The following is an 18029-nucleotide window of genomic DNA, read 5'->3' on the forward strand; positions in this document are numbered from 1 at the left end:
CTCGCTCAGCTGGGACGGCCGTCCGCCGTCCGCCGCGCGGTACGGCGAACGGGTGAGGGAAGGTCGAAACTCACGGTCTCGCGCGCGATCTCGCGCTCCTCGACCTGGACCGGGCCGAACGCGCCCAGCCGGTCCACCACCTCGGTGACCAGGGCGGGCGGTGCCGACGCGCCGGCCGTCAGCCCCACGGTGCGCACCCCCGCCAGCCACTCGGGCCGGATGTCGGCGGCCCGGTCGATCAGCTCGGCGCGGGTGCCCTCGCGGCGCGAGAGCTCCACCAGGCGCACCGAGTTGGAGGAGTTCTCCGAACCGACCACCAGGACCAGGTCGGACTCCCCGACGATGGCCTTCAGCGCGGCCTGCCGGTTGGTGGTGGCGTAGCAGATGTCCTCGCTCGGCGGTTCCTGGAGCAGCGGGAACCGCTCCCTGAGCGCACCGACCACCTCGGCGGTCTCGTCGACCGCGAGGGTGGTCTGGGTGAGGTAGGACAGCTGCCGCCCGGTGCCGGCGGCCAGGTCCTGGACCTCGTCGGGCGTGGAGACCAGCACCATCGACTCCGGTGCCTCCCCGAGGGTGCCCTCGACCTCCTCGTGACCGGCGTGCCCGACGAGCACGATGGTGTCGCCGCGGGCCGCGAACCGGCGGGCCTCGGCATGGACCTTGGCGACCAGCGGGCAGGTCCCGTCGATGACCTCGAGACGGCGCCGGTCCGCCTCCCGGCGCACGGCGGGGGAGACCCCGTGCGCGGAGAACACCACCGTCGCGCCGTCCGGCACCTCGTCCAGCTCTTCGACGAACACCGCTCCTCTGGCCGCGAGGTCGTCGACCACGGTGACGTTGTGCACGATCTGTTTGCGGACGTAGACGGGGGCGCCGCGCTGCTCCAGAGCGCGCTCCACGATCTCGATGGCCCGCTCCACCCCCGCGCAGAAGGACCGGGGGCCGGCCAGCAGGACGCGGCGGGCGACGCCGTCCCCCGGGGACTCGGACGAGCTCACATCAGCCATGATCAGGACAGTAGGGACGGAGCGGCGCCGGGTGCTACGGCCGTTTCCACTTTCCGGAACGGTCGTTGGGCGGGCGCCGGGAGGCCCGTACGCCGGGCCGGCGAAGGGCCGACAAAAGGGCCCGATCCCGAGCACCCTGGGGACAGCAATCCCGGCCGCCCTTGAGAACGCCGTCGGCCCGCCGGTAGACCGGAACCCGGTGACGTGGGCGGCGGCGACGGGAGCACCCCGGTGGACGGTGAACGGCATCCTCAGGCACCGCGCCCGGGGACGACCGCCGGTCCGGTGCTTCAGACGGCGGTGCCCGCGGCCGTGGGCGGCCCGCTGCGCAAGGCGGTGGCCGTGCTGGAGGCGCTGGCCGAGGCGTCCCGCCCGCTGACCCTGTCGGAGCTGTCCCGGCTGGTGAACCTGCCGAAGTCGACCCTGCACCGGCTGATGCGGGCGCTCACCGACATCGGTCTGGCGGTGCGCCGGGAGTCCAAGTCCTACGAACTCGGCACGTACCTGTCCCGGCTGGCGGCCACCGGCGGCCCCGCCGGGGTGCAGCGCCTCAGCTACCCGGTCACGCCGTTCCTGCTGGAGCTGTTCCAGCACACCCACCGGATCGTCAGCCTCGGCACCCTGGCGGGGACGAAGGTCCAGCACGTCGGCACCCTCTACGGGCAGGAGCACGCCCGGCTCGCGATGGCCCTGCGGCAGCCGGTGCCCGCGCACTGCTCGGCGGCGGGCAAGCTGCTGCTCGCGATGAACAAGCGCGATCCGGCGGACCTCTTCGACACGGCCACCGCCGGCACCGTGGTGAACCGGGCCCGGGCGGACGCGATGCGGCGCGAGTTCGACCGCATCCGGCGCACCGGACTGTCCTACGCCCGCAGCGAGTTCATCCCCGACCTGGTCGAACTGGCCGCCCCGGTCCGGCTCGGGAAGTCCGGCCCGGTGGCCGCGGTGGTCCTGGGCGACACGGTGAACACCAGGGACCTGCGCAGCGTCGCCCGCGCCCTGCTCGACACCGTCGACGCGATCGAACAGCGACTGGCCGAGGCCGGCTGACCCCCGGCGGGCGTCCCGCTCAGGTCCCGGCCGACAGCTGGAAGCCGAAGGCGTACCGGGACGCCCGGTACAGGTGCCTGCCGTGGTCGACGGGCCGGCCCGCCGCGTCGTACGCCGTGCGGCGCATGGTCAGCAGTGCGGCGCCGGGCGTCTCGTGCAGGTGGGCGGCGTCCGCGGCGGTACCGGCCGCGCGCGGCGTCCGGTACCGGCCGGTGGTCTCCAGCCGGGCACCTCCAGGGCGGCGGCCAGCTCCGGCCCGGCGGCGACGACTTCGTGGCGCGGCATCCGGGTGCCGGGGCCCCGGCCGGCGGCCGCCGGCGGTCACAGATGCCGGCGGCGGCCGGCGGCGGCCCGCTCGTAGACCGCCCGCGCCTCGGCGGCGGCCGGCCGCGCGGCCACCTCGGCCACCGGCACGTCCCACCACGCCTCGGCCGGCGGCGCGGTCGGCGCCGGGTCGGTCTCCACGTACACGCAGGTCGGCCGGTTGGCGGCGCGGGCGGTGGCGAGCGCCGCGCGCAGTTCGGCCACCGTCCTGGGGCGCAGTACGGCCATGCCGAGGCTGGCCGCGTTGGCCGCGAGGTCCACCGGCAGCGGGTCGCCGGTGAACGAACCGTCGGCGGCCCGGTACCGGTACGCCGTGCCGAACCGCTCGGCGCCCACCGACTCGGAGAGCCCGCCGATGGAGGCGTAGCCGTGGTTCTGGAGGACGACCAGCTTGACGGGGAGGTTCTCCTGCACGGCGGTGACGATCTCGGTGGGGTTCATCAGGTACGTGCCGTCGCCGACCAGCGCCCACACCGGCGTGCCCGGCGCGGCCTGCTGGACCCCGACGGCGGCCGGGATCTCGTAGCCCATGCAGGAGTAGCCGTACTCCAGGTGGTACTGGCGCCGGGACCGGGCCCGCCACAGTTTGTGCAGGTCGCCGGGGAGCGACCCGGCGGCGTTGATCACCACGTCCGGCTCGCCGACCACCTGGTCCAGCGCGCCGATCACCTGCGTCTGCGTCGGTACCGCGCTGTCGTCCCCGGCCCGCAGCGCGGCCTGCACCACCCGTTCCCAGCGCTCCTTGCCGGCGCGGTACTCGGCCGTGTAGGCCCCGTCCACCCGATGGCCGCCGAGCGCCTCGGTGAGCGCCTCCAGGCCCGTGCGCGCGTCGCAGACCAGGGTGCGGGCGGCGAGCTTGTGGGCGTCGAAGGCGGTGATGTTGAGGTTGAGGAACCGCACCCGCGGGTGCTGGAACAGGGTGCCGGAGGCGGTGGTGAAGTCGCTGTACCGGGTGCCGACGCCGATCACCAGGTCGGCGGCGCGGGCCAGCGCGTCGGCCACGGCGGTACCGGTGTGGCCGACGCCGCCGACGTCGGCCGGGTGGTCGTGGCGCAGGGCGCCCTTGCCGGCCTGGGTGCACGCGACGGGGACGCCGGTGGCGTCGGCCAGCGCGCGCAGGGCGTCCTCGGCCCGGCTGTGGTGGACGCCGCCGCCCGCGACGATCAGCGGGCGGGCGGCGGCCCGGATCGCGCCCGCCGCGTCGGCCAGTTCGGCCGGGTCGGGCGCGGGCCGCCGGACCCGCCAGACGCGGTCGGCGAAGAACTCCGCCGGCCAGTCGAACGCCTGGGCCTGCACGTCCTGCGGGAGGGCGAGGGTGACCGCGCCGGTCTCGGCGGGGTCCGCCAGCACCCGCATCGCGCTCGGCGCGGAGCCGAGCAGCGCCTCGGGGCGGGTGATCCGGTCGAAGTACCGGGACACCGGGCGCAGGGTGTCGTTGACCGAGACGTCAGCTGCCACCGGGTGCTCCAGTTGCTGGAGCAGCGGGTCGGCGGGGTGGGCGGCGAAGTAGTCGCCGGGCAGCAGCAGCACCGGCAGCCGGTTGACGGTGGCGAGGGCGGCGCCGGTGACCAGGTTGGTGGCGCCGGGGCCGATCGAGGTGGTGACGGCCTGCGCGGAGAGCCGGTCCAGATGCCGGGCGTACCCGACCGCCGCGTGCACCATCGCCTGTTCGCTGCGACCCTGGTGGTACGGCATGACGTCCGCGTACTCGACGAGGGCCTGGCCGATCCCGGCCACGTTGCCGTGCCCGAAGATGCCCCAGGTCCCGGCGATCAGCCGGTGCCGGACGCCGTCCCGTTCGGTGTACTGGGCGGCCAGGAACCGGACCAGGGCCTGGGCGGTGGTCAGCCGGTGGACGCGGGTGCTCATACGTTCCTCTCCGGTGCGGCGTAGAGGGGGAGCCGGGGGTCCACGGGCTGCTCCGGCCAGGTGGCGCGGACCCAGGCGTGGCCGGGATGGTCGCTGATCAGCCAGGCCCGTTCGGCGGCCGGGCCGGCCATGACGTTGAGGTAGTACATGTGGTGGCCCGGCACGGCCATCGACGGTCCGTGCCAGCCGTCCGGGATGAGGACCACGTCCCCGTCGCGCACCTCGGCCAGCACGTCGGTGCCGCGGCCCCGTCCGGACGGCGAGACCCGCTGGTAGCCGAGGCCGGGCAGGCCGTCGTGGGCGGCGAACTCGAAGTAGTAGATCTCCTCCAGCTCCGCCTCCCGGCCGGGGCGGTGCTCGTCGTGCTTGTGCGGCGGGAAGGAGGACCAGTTGCCGCCGGGGGTGATCACCTCGACGGCGATCAGCTTGTCGCAGTCGAAGGTGTCCGCCGCGGCGAAGTTGTTGACCTGGCGCGAGCAGTTCCCGGTGCCGCGCAGTTCGACGGGGACGCAGGAGGCCGGGCCGTAGCGGGCGGGCAGCCGGCGGGCGCAGCGGGCGCCGGTGAGCGCGAACCGGCCGCCGGCGGCGGAGGTGACGGTCGCGCGGGCGTCGCGCGGGACGTAGGCGAAGTCGCTGACGGCGCTGAACACGTCCGGGCGGCCGTGCAGTTCGAAGACCGCGCCGTCGGCGGTCACCGTGCAGCCGCCGGCCAGCGGCAGCACGATCCACTCGCTGTCCCCGGCGTCGAAGGTGTGCGCGCCGCCCGGGGGGAGGGTGAGGACCCGCAGGCCGCTGTACCCCCAGCCGGCGCGCTGTGGGGTCACGTGCACCGCGTAGCGGCCGTCCGCGGCCTCGCCCGCGGCCAGGTGGTACGTCATCGCCGTCTCCCTCTCCGTGGGCGGCCCGCTCACAACAGTCCGACCGCAGTGTCCACCGCCTGCTCCACACTGCCCTGCGCCGGGTAGAGCAGCGAGCGCCCCACGACCAGGCCCCGCACGGTGGGCAGCCGCAGCGCCTCGCGCCAGCGCGCGTACGCCGCCTCCTGATCGTTCCCCACCTCGCCGCCGAGCAGCACCACCGGCAGGGTGGCGGTCCGCAGCACCTCGGCCATGTCGTCCGGGTCGTCGGTCACCGGAAGTTTCAGCCAGGTGTAGGCGGAGGTGCCGCCGAGCCCCGAGGCGATCGCGATGGACCGGGTGACCGCCTCGGCGGACAGGTCGGTACGGACCCGGCCCGCCACGCGGCGGCACCAGAACGGCTCCACGAACAGCGGCAGCCGGTGCGCGGCCATCGCGTCCACGGCCCGCGCGGCCGACTCCAGGGTGGCCAGCGACCCCGGGTCGTCCGGGTCGATGCGCAGCAGCAGCTTGCCCGCGTCGAACCGCAGCCGGGCCAGGTCCTCGGCGCGGTACCCGGTGAACCGGTCGTCCAGCTCGAAGGCGGCGCCCGCGAGGCCGCCGCGGTTCATCGAGCCCACCGCGACCTTGCCCTCCAGCGCGCCGAGCAGCAGCAGGTCCTCCAGGACGTCGGCGGTGGCCAGCACGCCGTCGACACCGGGCCGGGACAGCGCGGTGCACAGCCGCGCCAGCAGCTTTGCCCGGTCGGCCATCGCGAGCGGGCGGTCCCCGACGCCGAGCGCGCCGCGCGCCGGATGGTCGGCGGCCACGATCATCAGCCGTCCGCTGTCGCCGAGCAGCGGGCGGCGCACCCGGCGGGCCGCCGCCTCGGCGATCGCCTCGGGGTGCCGCGCTCTGACCGCGGTGAGGTCGGCGGGGGTGAGGGGCACGACGGGACTCCGTTCGGGAGGGCAGGGGTAGGTCCGGTCGCCGGGGGTAGAGATCGGTCGCCCTTTCGGGGGCGGGACGCTTTCAGGTGTAGGACGACGGACCCGAACCTGTCAATACTTTGTACGGACATACGGACCTGCTGGTGAAACGATGTCTTGACAAAGTATTGACAGCGCGGACGCGACCCACTTGTATCCGGTCCCAGCGCAAGCCTTCTCCACCCCTTCTCCACGGCACTGGCTCTTCCGTCGACAGTGAGGTGCAGGAAAGATGGACCGCTCCGCTCCCGCCCGCCCCGCCCGTCCCCGCTCCCGCGGCTTCGGCCCCGTCCTGGCGCTGGCCGCGGCGGCGGCGCTGACCCTGGCCGGCTGCTCCAGCGGCTCCGGGGGCAAGGACGCCGACGAGGAGGGCGCGTCCGGAGCCTCCGCCGGCCGGGCGAGCACCCCCCGGATGACGGTTGCCCTGGTCACCCATCAGGCGGCCGGCGACACCTTCTGGGACATCGTCCGCAAGGGAGCCGAGGCCGCCGCCGCCAAGGACAACATCAAGCTGATCTACTCCAACGACCCGAACGCGGGCAACCAGGCCAGCCTGGTGCAGAACGCCGTCGACCAGAAGGTCGACGGCATCGCGGTCACCCTCGCCAAGCCGGACGCCCTGAAGAGCGTGGTGGGCAAGGCACGGCAGGCCGGGATACCCGTCGTCGGGCTCAACTCCGGCCTGAGCGACTGGAAGCAGATGGGCCTCACCGAGTTCTTCGGGCAGGACGAGAGCGTGGCCGGCGAGGCGTTCGGCAAGAAGCTCAACGAGGTGGGCGCCAAGAAGGCGGTCTGCGTCCTGCACGAGCAGGGCAACGTCGGCCTCAACCAGCGCTGCGACGGGGTGAAGAAGACCTTCGACGGCACGGTGGAGAACCTCTACGTCAACGGCACCGACATGCCGTCCGTGCAGTCGACGATCACCGCCAAGCTCAAGCAGGACAGCTCCATCGACCACGTCGTCACCCTGGGCGCCCCCTTCGCGATGACCGCGGTGCAGTCGGTCGAGGAGGCCGGCGGCAAGGCGAAGGTCGCCACCTTCGACCTCAACAAGGAACTGACCGGCGCCGTCCGGACGGGCGACATCGAATTCGCCGTCGACCAACAGCCCTACCTCCAGGGATACTTGGCGATCGACGGGCTGTGGCTCTACAAGAACAACGGCAACTACAGCGGCGGCGGTGAGCAGCCGGTGCTGACCGGCCCGGCCTTCGTCGACGAGTCCAACGTCGAGCGGATCTCGGAGTACGCCGCGAAGGGCACCCGGTGATGAGCGCCGCACCCCAGGCGGTCACCGCCGGACCGAGGCCGGCCGGGCGCCCGTTCGCCCTGCGCCTGTTGGCCCGCCCCGAGGTCGGCGTCCTGCTCGGTGCCGTCGCCGTCCTGGTCTTCTTCCTGATCGCCGCCCCCTCGGTACGCCAGGGCGGCTCGATGGCGACCGTCCTCTACCAGTCCTCCACCATCGGCATCATGGCGCTGCCGGTGGCCCTGCTGATGATCGGCGGCGAGTTCGACCTGTCGTCCGGGGTCGCCGTGGTCACCTCGGCGCTCACCGCGAGCATGCTCAGCTACCAGCTGACCGTCAACGTGTGGACCGGTGTGCTCGTCGCCCTCGCCCTCTCCCTCGGCGTCGGCGCGTTCAACGGCTGGGTGCTGGTGAAGACCCGGCTGCCCAGCTTCCTCGTCACCCTCGGCACCTTCCTGATCCTCCAGGGCGTCAACCTCGCCGTCACCAAACTCGTCACCGACAACGTCGCCACCGACGACATCAGCGACATGGACGGCTTCGGCCAGGCCAAGGCCCTGTTCGCCGCCTCCTTCGACGTCGGCGGCGTCGAGGTGAAGATCACCGTGGTGTGGTGGCTGGTCTTCGCCGCGCTGGCCACCTGGGTGCTGCTGCGCACCAAGTACGGCAACTGGGTGTTCGCCGTCGGCGGCGACCAGGACAGCGCCCGCGCGGTCGGCGTACCGGTGACCTTCACCAAGATTTCCCTGTTCATGCTGGTCGGCTTCGGCGCTTGGTTCGTCGGCATGCACCAGCTGTTCACCTTCAACACCGTGCAGTCCGGCGAGGGCGTCGGCCAGGAGCTGATCTACATCGCCGCCGCCGTCATCGGCGGCTGCCTGCTGACCGGCGGCTACGGCTCCGCGATCGGCCCGGTCTTCGGCGCCTTCATGTTCGGCATGGTGAACCAGGGCATCGTCTACGCCGGATGGAACCCCGACTGGTTCAAGGCGTTCCTCGGCGCGATGCTGCTCGGCGCCGTCCTCATCAATCTGTGGGTCCGCCGCGCGGCGACCCGGAGGTGAGCCCCATGACCGACACCCCCGTCACCGCACTGGTCCAGCTGCGCGGCGCCGGCAAGTCCTACGGCACCGTCCGCGCCCTGCACGGCGTCGACCTCGCCGTCCACCCCGGCCGGGTGACCTGCGTGCTCGGCGACAACGGCGCCGGCAAGTCCACCCTCATCAAGATCGTCTCAGGGCTGCACCAGCACACCGAGGGCGAGTTCCTGGTCGACGGCGAACCGGTCCGCTTCAGCACCCCGCGCGAGGCCCTGGACCGCGGTATCGCCGCCGTCTACCAGGACCTGGCCACGATCCCGCTGATGCCGGTGTGGCGCAACTTCTTCCTCGGCTCCGAACTCACCCGGGGCCGTTGGCCACTGCGCCGCCTCGACATCGCCCGCATGAAACGCACCGCCGACGAGGAACTGCGCGCGATGGGCATCGCCCTGGACGACCTGGAACAGCCCGTCGGCACCCTCTCCGGCGGCCAGCGCCAGTGCGTCGCCATCGCCCGCGCCGTGCACTTCGGCGCCCGGGTGCTGATCCTGGACGAGCCCACCGCCGCGCTCGGCGTCAAGCAGTCCGGTGTGGTACTGAAGTACATGGCAGCCGCCCGCGAACGCGGCCTCGGCGTCATCTTCATCACCCACAACCCGCACCACGCCTATCTGGTCGGCGACCACTTCACCGTGCTGCGCCTGGGCACCCTCGACCTGTCCGCCACCCGCGCCGACATCACCCTGGAGGCGCTGACCGACCACATGGCGGGCGGCGCCGAACTGGCCGCCCTCAAGCACGAGTTGGCCGACGTCGGCGGAGTCGACACGGCCGCGCTGCCGACCGCCGCCGCTCCGAGGGAAGGAAGCACCTGACATGGCCCCCGTGCTCGACCGCATCCGGGTGGGCTCCGCCCCCGACTCCTGGGGCGTCTGGTTCCCCGACGACCCCCAGCAGGTGCCCTGGGAGCGGTTCCTGGACGAGGTCGCCGAGGCCGGCTACTCCTGGATCGAACTGGGCCCCTACGGCTACCTCCCCACCGACCCGGCCCGGCTCACCGACGAGACGGCCCGGCGCGGTCTGAGCGTCTCCGCCGGCACCATCTTCTGCGGCCTGCACCGCGGGCCGTCCGCATGGGCCGCCACCTGGGAGCAGGTCGGCCGGGTCGCCGCCCTGACCCGGGCGACGGGCGCCCGGCACCTCGTCGTCATCCCGTCCTTCTGGCGCGACGACAAGACCGACGAGATCCTGGAGCCCCCGGAGCTGACCCGCGAGCAGTGGACCCACCTCACCGAGGGCATGGAACGCCTGGGCCGCGAGGCGAAGGAGACGTACGGCCTGGACATCGTCGTCCACCCGCACGCCGACACCCACCTCGACACCGAGGAACACGTCGAACACTTTCTCGACGCCACCGACTCCGCCCTGGTCAACCTCTGCCTGGACACCGGCCACTACGCCTACTGCGGCGGAGACAGCGTCAAGCTCATCGAGACCTACGGCGAGCGGATCGGCTACCTGCACCTCAAGCAGGTCGACCCGGAGATCCTCGCCGAGGTCCGGGCGGCCGGACTGCCGTTCGGTCCGGCCGTGCGGCGCGGGGTGATGTGCGAGCCGCCGAGCGGCGTACCCGAACTGGCACCGGTGCTGGCGGCGGCCCAGCGCCTGGACGTGGACCTGTTCGCCATCGTCGAACAGGACATGTACCCCTGCGAACCGGACCGCCCGCTGCCCATCGCGCTCCGCACCCGCCGCTTCCTGCGCACCTGCGGGGCGTGACGGGCCCTGGGCGGGCCGTCGGCTGCGGTGGCGCGGGGCCGGGCCGAGCCGCTCGTACGGTCCGGGCGCCTGGGCCGGGCCGGTGGGCTGCCGCCGGCAGCGGGCCCGGCCGGGCCGGTGTCCCGCGCCGACTGGCCGCCCGGCCCGGGGCGGCTGCTCCGTCCGGTCCGGGAGGTCTGGCTGGTCCGGCTGGTTCGGGAGGTCTGGCGGGTCCGGCTGGTCCGGCTGGTCTTCCGGCAAGAGCCGGGCGCGCCTGACCGGGTCGGCATTCCGCACGGGCAGGATGCCTGGTCCGGGCCGGCGGCCCGGACCGGGCGTCCCGGGCCGGCTCGGCGGGCCGTTGTCAGTGGGGCGCGCTAGCGTCGGTGACGATGGCCCTTCGTCCCGTTCCGGGAGGCAGTCATGACCTCGTGTCTCAATCCGTACCTCAGCTTCGACGGCGACGCCCGACAGGCGATGGAGTTCTACGAGGAGGTGTTCGGCGGCACCCTGACGCTGAACACCTACGCCTCGTTCGGCGGCTCGCCCGGCCCCGACGCCGACAAGATCATGCACGGCATGCTGGAGACCCCGAGCGGCTTCACCCTGATGGGCGCCGACGCCCCGCCCGGCACCGAGCACACCCCGGGCAACGCCTACTCGATCAGCCTCAGCGGCGACGACGACGCCGAGCTGCGCGGCTACTGGACCAAGCTGTCGGCCGGCGGCACCGTCGACGTGGCGCTGGAGAAGCAGATGTGGGGCGACGTCTTCGGCATGTGCCGGGACCGGTTCGGCGTCTCCTGGATGGTGAACATCGGCGAGCCGCGGAGCTGACCGCGCCGCCCGCGTCAGGCCCGGCGCACCTCCGCCACCGGCACCGGCCGGTGCTCCCGCAGCGACAGCGTGCACGCCTCCGCGATCCAGCCCGCCGCCAGCGCGTCCTCCACGGTGCACGGCGACGGCCGCGACCCGGCGACCACCTCCGTGAACGCGGTCAGTTCCGCGCGGTAGGCGGCGGCGAACCGGTCCAGGAAGAAGTCGTGCGGGACACCGGCGGGGAAGGTCACGCCCGGCTCCGCCGAGCGCAGCGGCAGCCGGTCGTCCAGGCCGACGGCGAGCGAGTCGGCGAAGCCGAGCAGTTCCATCCGGACGTCGTGGCCGCGCCCGTTGTACCGGCTGTTGGACACCACCGCCAGCGTCCCGTCGTCCAGCGTGAGCAGCGCCCCCGCGGTGTCGGCGTCACCGTGGTCCCGGATGTACGCGGCACCCCGGTTGCCGCCACTCGCGTACACCTCCATCACCTCGCGGCCGGTCACCCAGCGGATCATGTCGAAGTCGTGCACCGAGCAGTCCCGGAAGATGCCGCCGGAGGCGGCGACGTACGCGGCGGGCGGCGGCGCGGGGTCCAGCGTGGTCGACCGTACGGTGTGCAGCGGGCCCAGCGCACCGGCGCGCACCGCCGCCCGCGCCGCGCCGAACCCGGCGTCGAAGCGCCGGTTGAAGCCGATCTGCACCGGCACGTCCCGCCCCGCGACGGCCTTCAGCACCTCCATGCCCTCGGCCATGGTGCGGGCGACCGGCTTCTCGCAGAACACCGGCACCCCGGCGGCCACCCCGGCCCGGATCAGCGCCGGATGGGCGTCGGTCGCCGCCGCGACGACCAGGCCGTCCACCCCGGCCGCCAGCAGCGCCTCGGGGGAGTCCGCGACCAGCGCGCCGAACCGGTCGGCGGCGGCCCGCGCGCGACCGGCGGCCGGGTCGGACACGATCAGGGACTCGACGGCGTCGAGCCCGGCGAGGGTCTCGGCGTGGAAGGCGCCGATGCGGCCCAGACCGAGGATGCCGATACGCATGGAGGGTGCTCCTGACAGAGGGCCGAGCAGGGGAGAGGCGGGGAGAGGCGCGCTGGTCAGGCCGACGGATCGACGGTGACCCACGCGCCGCTCGCCGCCGACCGCTCCATCGCGTCCAGCACCGCCGCGCCGCGCACCGCGTCCGTGAGGGTCGCGCCGTACGGGGTGTCCTCGGCGATCGAGCGCAGGAACCGGTACGCCTCCACCACCTTCAGGTCGTCGTACCCCATCGCGTTGGCGGCGCCCGGCTGGAACGCGCCGAACTCGCCGTCGCCCGGACCGACGTACACCGTGCTGACCGGCTGGTCCTGGTAGCCGGTGCCGCGGCTGACACCCAGCTCGTTCATCCGCCGGAAGTCCCAGAACACCGCGCCCCTGGTGCCGTGCACCTCGAAGCCGTAGGCGTTCTGCTCGCCGACCGAGACCCGGCACGCCTCCAGCACGCCCCGGGCGCCGGAGGCGAAGCGCAGCAGGCAGCCGACCCAGTCGTCGTTCTCGACCGGGCCCAGGACGCCGCCCGTGGCCCGGGTGTGTCCGGCCGTCGCGGCGGCCGGCCGGGCCCGCTCGGGTACGAAGACGGCCGTGTCGGCGGTCACCGCCGCGATGTCGCCGCACAGGAACCGGGCCAGGTCCGCGCCGTGCGAGGCCAGGTCGCCCAGCACCCCGCTGCCGCCGCGCGCCCGCTCGTACCGCCAGGTCAGCGCGGACTCGGGATGTGCGGCGTAGTCGCTGAACAGCCGGATCCGGACATGGGTGACGGCGCCGATGTCCCCGCTCGCGATCAGGTCCCGGGCCGCCTCCACGGCGGGCGCGCCCCGGTAGTTGAAGCCGACCGCGCTCCGGACGCCGGCCTTCGCGACGGCGGCGGCCACCGCCCGGGTGTCCGCGGCGCCGAGCCCGACCGGCTTCTCGATCCACAGGTGCTTGCCCGCCCCGGCCAGCGCGACGCCGATCTCGCGGTGCAGGAAGTTGGGGGCGGTGACGCTGACCGCGCCCACCCGGGGATCGGCGGCCACCTGCCGCCAGTCGCGGACCGCCGAGGCGAACCCGAACCGCGCGGCGGCCTCCTCGCCCCGCCCCGGCACCTCCTCGGCCACCACCACCAGCTCCGGACGGACGGTGAGCTGGGGATAGTGGTGCCGGACCCGGGCGTAGGCCTGCGTGTGCACCCGCCCCATCCAGCCGAAACCGATGACGGCGACACCGAGCGTTTCCTGTGGCTGAACCATGGGAGCCCTTCATTTGGACCGGTCCATCACCTCTTCACGCCACCCTGGGGACTCTCCGCCCACGGTGTCAAGGCTTTGACAGGCGAGGCGGTGCGTGGAACGGTCCAGCCATGAAGCAGGTCCAGCCATGAAGCAGCCGACCATCCGGGACGTGGCCGAGCGGGCCGGAGTCTCCAAGTCGCTGGTGTCACTGGTGCTGCGCGGCGCCGACGGTGTCGGCCCCGAGCGCCGGCAGGCCGTGCTCCGCGCGGCCGAGGAACTCGGCTACCGGCCCAACGCGGCGGCCCGCAGTCTGAGCGAGCGCCGCACCCGCACCGTCGGCGTCCTCCTCAACGACCTGCGCAACCCCTGGTTCGTGGAGCTGCTCGACGGACTCAACGCCCTGCTGCACGACAACGGCCTGCACGTAGTGCTGTCCGACGCCCGGCTCAACCGCCGCTCGGGCCAGGGCGACGCCGCCGGCCCGCTGCGCGACCTCGGTGTCGACGGACTGGTGGTGGTCGGCACGCTGCCCGACCCGGCCGCCCTGGAGGACATCGCCGCGCGCGTCCCCGTGGTGGTCGCGGGCGCCCGGGAAGCGGTGCCGCCCGGTGTGGACGTGGTGGCCGGCGACGACGAGCGCGGCGCCCGGCTGGTCACCGAGCACCTCATCGGCCTCGGCCACCGCCGGGTCGCGCACCTCGCGGGGTACGGCGCGGTCGGCGAGCTGCGGCGGCGCAGCTTCGAGTCGGTGATGCGCGCGCACGGCCTCGCCGCGGCGGCCCGTACCGAGCCGTGCGACATGACCGAGGAGGGCGGCCACCGCGCCACCGTCCGGCTGCTCGGCGGACCCGGGCAGCGGCCCACCGCCGTGTTCGCCGTGAACGACATCGCCGGGGTCGGCGCCCTGTCGGCGGCCGAGGAACTGGGCCTGCGGGTGCCGCACGACCTGTCCGTGGCCGGCTACGACAACACCAGCATCTCCCGGCTGCGGCACCTGTGGCTGACCACGGTCGACAACGCCGGCCACGAGGTCGGCCGCCGCGCCGCCCGCCGTCTGCTCGACCGGCTGGCCGGCCCCGCCGGACCGGGCGGCCTGCACCTGGCCGTGCCCTCGCTGGAGATCCGCGGAACCACCGCCGCGCCCCGCCGGTGACCACGTCAAAGACCGCGCACAGCACCCGCACCGCACCCGCACCGCCACCCCGTAATTCGGCGAACAAAATTGTTGACAATCTTGTTTGGATAGATTTACGTTCGACGAGCACTCACTCAGGGAGGGCACATGCCGAAACAAGCCGGTCCGAGCACCGGGGAGCAGGCCAAACAGCTTGCGCTCGGACAGCTGCGAGAGGCGATCCTGCGCGGCGACATGGCACCGGCCCAGCGGCTGGTGGAGAACGAGCTCGCCGAGCAGTTCGGAGTGACCCGGGCCAGCATCCGGGCCGCGCTGATCGACCTCGAATCGCAGGGGCTGGTGGAGCGCATCCGCAACCGGGGGTCGCGGGTGCGGGTGGTGACCGTGGAGGAAGCGGTCGCCATCACCGAGTGCCGGCTGGTCCTCGAAGGGCTCTGCGCGGCCAAGGCGGCCGTCGCCGTCACCGACGAGCAGGTGGTCGAGCTGACCGAGCTGGGCACGGCGATGACCAAGGCGGTGGCCGGCGGCGAACCGCTGACCTACTCGGAGCTCAACCACCGGCTGCACACCAGGATCCGGGAGTTCTCCGGCCAGCTGACCGCGCTGGAGCTGCTGGAGCGGCTCAACGCCCAGCTGGTCCGCCACCGCTTCCAGCTGGCGCTGCGCCCGGGACGGCCCCAGCAATCCCTGAACGAGCACCTGGCCATGATCGAGGCGATCGAGGCCAGAGACCCGCAGGCGGCCGAGGCAGCCGTCCGCGCCCACCTCACCAGCGTGATCGAGGCGTTGCGCGACTGACCCGCCGCAAGGCGGGCGCGCAGAGGGCGGCGGCCCGGCCCGAAGAGGAAGAGATCCCGTGTACGCGTACCCGCGAACCCCGAAGGAGCAGGCATGAGCGGCGTCATCGTCACCGACCCGCCGAAGGCGGAGGCCAAGGACGTCGAGGCCCTGTCCGGGTACGGCGTGGCCACCGTGTCCGAGGCGATGGGCCGCGCCGGCCTGCTCGGCCCGCACCTGCGCCCGATCCAGCAGGACACCCGGATCGCCGGCACCGCCGTCACCGTGCTGTCCTGGCCCGGCGACAACCTGATGATCCACGCCGCCGTGGAGCAGTGCGGCGAGGGCGACATCCTGGTGGTCACCACCACCTCGCCCTGCACCGACGGCCTGTTCGGCGAGCTGTTCGCCACCGCGCTCCAGCAGCGCGGGGTGCGCGGACTGATCATCAACACGGGTATCCGGGACACCTCCGAGCTGCGCGAGATGAACTTCCCGGCCTGGTCCGCCGCCGTGTCCGCGCAGGGCACGGTCAAGGCGACCGGCGGCAGCGTCAACGTGCCGGTCGTCATCGGCGGCCAGGTGATCAACCCGGGCGACGTCATCGTGGCCGACGACGACGGTGTGGTCGTCGTCCCGCGCGAGAAGGCCCAGCAGACCGCCGAGGCGTCCGAGGCCCGGGAGAACAAGGAGGCCGCCACCCGCGCCGCCTTCCAGGAGGGCCAGCTCGGCCTGGACCGCTACGGGCTGCGCGAGAAGCTGGTCCAGCTCGGGGTCACCTACCAGTCGTACGAGGAGTACACGCGCGGCGGGGACGCCTCGTGAGCGCACCCGACGAGGTCCGCTGCACGCTGATGCGCGGCGGCACGTCCAAGGGCGCCTACTTCCTCGCCGAGGACCTCCCCGGCGACGCCGCCGCCCGCGACGACCTGCTGCTGCGGGTGATGGGCAGCCCCGACCCGCGCCAGATCGACGGCCTGGGCGGCGCCCACCCGCTGACCAGCAAGGTCGCCGTGGTCTCCGCCTCCGACGACCCCGAGGCCGACGTCGACTATCTGTTCCTCCAGGTCAACGTGGACACCCCCGAGGTCACCGACCGGCAGAACTGCGGCAACATCCTGGCCGGGGTCGGCCCGTTCGCCGTGGAACGGGGCCTGGTGCCGGCCCGGGACGGTGAGACGTCCGTCCGCATCCGGATGCGCAACAGCGGGGAACTGGCCATCGCCACCTTCCCCACCCCGGGCGGCCGGGTCGACTACACCGGTGCCGCCGAGATATCCGGCGTGCCGGGCACCGCCGCCGCGGTGGTCATCGAGTTCCCGCAGGGCAGCGCCCCGCTGCTGCCCACCGGCAACGTCCGTGACACGATCGCCGGCACCGAGGTGACCTGCGTCGACAACGGCATGCCGGTGGTGCTGATCCCGGCGACCGCGCTGAAGGTCACCGGCTACGAGGAGCCACGCGACCTGGAGGAGGACGTCGCCCTCGCCGACCGGCTCCGCGAGATCCGGCTGGCGGCCGGGCGGCTGATGGGCCTCGGCGACGTCGAGTCCGTCACCGTGCCCAAGCTCAGCCTGCTCGCGCCGCCCCGGCACGGCGGCGCGGTCACCACCCGCACCTTCATCCCGGTCCGCTGCCACACCTCCATCGGCGTGCTGGGCGCCGCCAGCGTGGCCGCCGGACTCCGGCTGCCCGGCGGAGTGGGGGAGGGCATCGCGGACCTGCCCGGCGGTGACCGGGTCCGCGTCGAACACCCCACCGGCTTCCTCGACGTCGAGACCGCCGTCGAACCCGGAACCGAGGGCACACCCCCGGTGGTCCGCCGTACCGCCGTCGTGCGCACCGCACGGAAGATCTTCGACGGCACCGTGTTCCCCCGCTCGGCCGAGACGGCCCCCACCCCCGCGCAGCCCTCTGGAGGCAACGATGACTCCGCCGCTCGGTGACATCGCCCATATCGGTCACACCCAGCTGTTCACCCCCGACCTCGACGCCAGCGTCGGCTTCTTCACCGACTTCCTGGGCCTGACGGTCAACGGGCAGGACGGCGACACGGTCTACCTGCGCACCTACGACGACTACGAGCACCACAGCCTGGTGCTCACCGCCCGCGACACCCCCGGCCTCGGCCGGCTCGCGCTGCGCACCTCCAGCGAGGACGCCCTCCAGCGCCGGGTGACGGCCCTGGAGCAGGCCGGCCGCGGCGGCAAGTGGGTCGAGGACGAGCCCGGCCTCGGCAAGCTCTACCTCACCACCGACCCCGACGGACACGAGCACGCCCTGTACTGGGAGAGCGAGTACTACCAGGCGCCCGACGAGCTGAAGCCCGCGCTGAAGAACCAGCCGCAGGCCAAGCCCAACCGGGGCGTCGGAGTGCGCCGCCTGGACCACATCAACTTCCTCGCCTCCGACGTGCTCGCCAACGCCGAGTTCCAGGAACACCTGCTCGGCGCCCGGCCCACCGAGCAGATCCGGCTCAACACCGGGAAGATCGCCGCCCGTTGGCTGACCTTCACCAACAAGTCCTACGACGTCGTCTACACCGAGGACTGGACCGGCTCCGAGGGACGGCTGCACCACATCGCCTTCGCGACCGAGAACCGCGAGGACATCCTGCGCGCCGCCGACCTCGCCATCGACACCGGCGTGTTCATCGAGACCGGCCCGCACAAGCACGCCATCCAGCAGACGTTCTTCCTGTACGTCTACGAGCCCGGCGGCAACCGGATCGAGCTGTGCAACCCGCTCACCCGCCTGGTGCTGGCGCCCGACTGGCCGCTGATCACCTGGACCGAGGACGAGCGCAAGAAGGGCCAGGCCTGGGGTCTGAAGACGATCGAGTCGTTCCACACCCACGGCACACCGCCGGTCGCCTGACGCTTCGCGATCCAGGGGGGTGGGGGGGGGGGGGGGGGGGGGGGGGGGGGGGGG

The 18029-nt window shown here is 73.3% G+C and carries 17 protein-coding genes and 1 pseudogene; 11 read left to right on the top strand and 7 right to left on the bottom strand.

The annotated features are described in order from the left end of the window. Positions 1–5 precede the first annotated feature (5 nt). A complete protein-coding gene (locus ACTT8P_RS25220; protein WP_442834023.1) occupies positions 6–1007 on the bottom strand; it encodes a 4-hydroxy-3-methylbut-2-enyl diphosphate reductase in 1002 nt (333 codons plus the stop codon). A 285-nt stretch (positions 1008–1292) separates the two neighbouring features. On the opposite strand from ACTT8P_RS25220, the gene ACTT8P_RS25225 reads away from it, so the two are divergent. Beyond that, positions 1293–2057: an IclR family transcriptional regulator gene (locus ACTT8P_RS25225; RefSeq protein ID WP_442834024.1), complete on the top strand. Its 765-nt coding sequence runs from the start codon at positions 1293–1295 to the stop codon at positions 2055–2057. Positions 2058–2076: 19 nt separating this feature from the next. Here ACTT8P_RS25225 and ACTT8P_RS25230 read toward each other — a convergent pair. The 4 genes and pseudogenes from ACTT8P_RS25230 to ACTT8P_RS25245 all read right to left on the bottom strand — a co-directional run. Next, positions 2077–2369 (bottom strand): annotated as a pseudogene (locus ACTT8P_RS25230) (UTRA domain-containing protein); the annotation flags it as partial. A gap of 9 nt (positions 2370–2378) precedes the next feature. Beyond that, positions 2379–4250, bottom strand: coding sequence for a 3D-(3,5/4)-trihydroxycyclohexane-1,2-dione acylhydrolase (decyclizing) (iolD, locus tag ACTT8P_RS25235; protein ID WP_442834025.1), 1872 nt, complete (start codon positions 4248–4250; stop codon positions 2379–2381). Next, complete coding sequence (iolB, locus tag ACTT8P_RS25240; RefSeq protein ID WP_442834026.1) at positions 4247–5128, bottom strand: 5-deoxy-glucuronate isomerase; 882 nt, start codon at positions 5126–5128, stop codon at positions 4247–4249. Before iolB ends, iolD begins: the two co-directional genes overlap by 4 nt. A gap of 29 nt (positions 5129–5157) precedes the next feature. After that, the gene (locus ACTT8P_RS25245; RefSeq protein WP_442834027.1) at positions 5158–6036 is read right to left on the bottom strand and encodes a Cgl0159 family (beta/alpha)8-fold protein; all 879 of its coding nucleotides are present in this window, start codon (positions 6034–6036) and stop codon (positions 5158–5160) included. 271 nt (positions 6037–6307) lie between these two features. On the opposite strand from ACTT8P_RS25245, the gene ACTT8P_RS25250 reads away from it, so the two are divergent. The 5 genes from ACTT8P_RS25250 to ACTT8P_RS25270 all read left to right on the top strand — a co-directional run bounded on the left by ACTT8P_RS25250 (position 6308) and on the right by ACTT8P_RS25270 (position 10956). After that, positions 6308–7345, top strand: a complete 1038-nt coding sequence (locus tag ACTT8P_RS25250; protein WP_442834028.1) for a sugar ABC transporter substrate-binding protein — start codon at positions 6308–6310, stop codon at positions 7343–7345. Further along, positions 7345–8385 (top strand): ABC transporter permease, encoded by a 1041-nt coding sequence (locus ACTT8P_RS25255; RefSeq protein ID WP_442834029.1) that lies wholly within the window; start codon positions 7345–7347, stop codon positions 8383–8385. The genes ACTT8P_RS25250 and ACTT8P_RS25255 overlap by 1 nt, the downstream gene beginning before the upstream one ends. Before the next feature lie 5 nt (positions 8386–8390). Then, on the top strand, positions 8391–9236 hold the full coding sequence (locus ACTT8P_RS25260) for an ATP-binding cassette domain-containing protein (protein ID WP_442834030.1): 846 nt from the start codon (positions 8391–8393) through the stop codon (positions 9234–9236). Position 9237: 1 nt separating this feature from the next. Beyond that, complete coding sequence (locus ACTT8P_RS25265) at positions 9238–10140, top strand: sugar phosphate isomerase/epimerase family protein (protein WP_442834031.1); 903 nt, start codon at positions 9238–9240, stop codon at positions 10138–10140. Between the two features lie 402 nt (positions 10141–10542). Beyond that, on the top strand, positions 10543–10956 hold the full coding sequence (locus tag ACTT8P_RS25270; RefSeq protein ID WP_442834032.1) for a VOC family protein: 414 nt from the start codon (positions 10543–10545) through the stop codon (positions 10954–10956). A gap of 14 nt (positions 10957–10970) precedes the next feature. Here the strand turns inward: ACTT8P_RS25270 and ACTT8P_RS25275 are convergent, their stop codons facing one another. Both ACTT8P_RS25275 and ACTT8P_RS25280 read right to left on the bottom strand, forming a co-directional pair. Continuing rightward, positions 10971–11975: a Gfo/Idh/MocA family protein gene (locus ACTT8P_RS25275; RefSeq protein WP_442834033.1), complete on the bottom strand. Its 1005-nt coding sequence runs from the start codon at positions 11973–11975 to the stop codon at positions 10971–10973. Positions 11976–12031: 56 nt separating this feature from the next. Next, entirely contained in the window at positions 12032–13204 is a 1173-nt protein-coding gene (locus ACTT8P_RS25280) for a Gfo/Idh/MocA family protein (protein WP_442834034.1), read from the bottom strand. Positions 13205–13331: 127 nt separating this feature from the next. Between ACTT8P_RS25280 and ACTT8P_RS25285 the strand changes: the two genes are divergently transcribed. From ACTT8P_RS25285 to ACTT8P_RS25305, 5 genes are all read left to right on the top strand, one after another. Then, on the top strand, positions 13332–14339 hold the full coding sequence (locus ACTT8P_RS25285) for a LacI family DNA-binding transcriptional regulator (RefSeq protein ID WP_442834035.1): 1008 nt from the start codon (positions 13332–13334) through the stop codon (positions 14337–14339). Between the two features lie 129 nt (positions 14340–14468). Then, the gene (locus ACTT8P_RS25290; RefSeq protein ID WP_442834036.1) at positions 14469–15119 is read left to right on the top strand and encodes a GntR family transcriptional regulator; all 651 of its coding nucleotides are present in this window, start codon (positions 14469–14471) and stop codon (positions 15117–15119) included. A 93-nt stretch (positions 15120–15212) separates the two neighbouring features. Beyond that, positions 15213–15923 carry a 4-carboxy-4-hydroxy-2-oxoadipate aldolase/oxaloacetate decarboxylase gene (locus ACTT8P_RS25295; RefSeq protein WP_442834037.1) on the top strand — a complete coding sequence of 237 codons (711 nt, stop codon included), beginning with the start codon at positions 15213–15215 and terminating at the stop codon, positions 15921–15923. Beyond that, complete coding sequence (locus tag ACTT8P_RS25300; protein WP_442834038.1) at positions 15920–17044, top strand: 4-oxalomesaconate tautomerase; 1125 nt, start codon at positions 15920–15922, stop codon at positions 17042–17044. Before ACTT8P_RS25295 ends, ACTT8P_RS25300 begins: the two co-directional genes overlap by 4 nt. Further along, positions 17025–17975, top strand: a complete 951-nt coding sequence (locus tag ACTT8P_RS25305; RefSeq protein WP_442834039.1) for a catechol 2,3-dioxygenase — start codon at positions 17025–17027, stop codon at positions 17973–17975. Before ACTT8P_RS25300 ends, ACTT8P_RS25305 begins: the two co-directional genes overlap by 20 nt. Positions 17976–18029 lie beyond the last annotated feature (54 nt).

Source organism: Streptomyces sp. JW3, assembly GCF_052216785.1.
Taxonomy (GTDB): domain Bacteria; phylum Actinomycetota; class Actinomycetes; order Streptomycetales; family Streptomycetaceae; genus Streptomyces.

What these genes read in the sequence shown, in the direction of transcription:
- ACTT8P_RS25220 (WP_442834023.1), bottom strand. Translation starts at nt 1,007, where the DNA reads ATGGCTGATGTGAGCTCGTCCGAGTCCCCGGGGGACGGCGTCGCCCGC.
- iolD (WP_442834025.1), bottom strand. Translation starts at nt 4,250, where the DNA reads ATGAGCACCCGCGTCCACCGGCTGACCACCGCCCAGGCCCTGGTCCGG.
- iolB (WP_442834026.1), bottom strand. Translation starts at nt 5,128, where the DNA reads ATGACGTACCACCTGGCCGCGGGCGAGGCCGCGGACGGCCGCTACGCG.
- ACTT8P_RS25250 (WP_442834028.1), top strand. Translation starts at nt 6,308, where the DNA reads ATGGACCGCTCCGCTCCCGCCCGCCCCGCCCGTCCCCGCTCCCGCGGC.
- ACTT8P_RS25255 (WP_442834029.1), top strand. Translation starts at nt 7,345, where the DNA reads ATGAGCGCCGCACCCCAGGCGGTCACCGCCGGACCGAGGCCGGCCGGG.
- ACTT8P_RS25260 (WP_442834030.1), top strand. Translation starts at nt 8,391, where the DNA reads ATGACCGACACCCCCGTCACCGCACTGGTCCAGCTGCGCGGCGCCGGC.
- ACTT8P_RS25265 (WP_442834031.1), top strand. Translation starts at nt 9,238, where the DNA reads ATGGCCCCCGTGCTCGACCGCATCCGGGTGGGCTCCGCCCCCGACTCC.
- ACTT8P_RS25270 (WP_442834032.1), top strand. Translation starts at nt 10,543, where the DNA reads ATGACCTCGTGTCTCAATCCGTACCTCAGCTTCGACGGCGACGCCCGA.
- ACTT8P_RS25275 (WP_442834033.1), bottom strand. Translation starts at nt 11,975, where the DNA reads ATGCGTATCGGCATCCTCGGTCTGGGCCGCATCGGCGCCTTCCACGCC.
- ACTT8P_RS25280 (WP_442834034.1), bottom strand. Translation starts at nt 13,204, where the DNA reads ATGGTTCAGCCACAGGAAACGCTCGGTGTCGCCGTCATCGGTTTCGGC.
- ACTT8P_RS25285 (WP_442834035.1), top strand. Translation starts at nt 13,332, where the DNA reads ATGAAGCAGCCGACCATCCGGGACGTGGCCGAGCGGGCCGGAGTCTCC.
- ACTT8P_RS25290 (WP_442834036.1), top strand. Translation starts at nt 14,469, where the DNA reads ATGCCGAAACAAGCCGGTCCGAGCACCGGGGAGCAGGCCAAACAGCTT.
- ACTT8P_RS25295 (WP_442834037.1), top strand. Translation starts at nt 15,213, where the DNA reads ATGAGCGGCGTCATCGTCACCGACCCGCCGAAGGCGGAGGCCAAGGAC.
- ACTT8P_RS25305 (WP_442834039.1), top strand. Translation starts at nt 17,025, where the DNA reads ATGACTCCGCCGCTCGGTGACATCGCCCATATCGGTCACACCCAGCTG.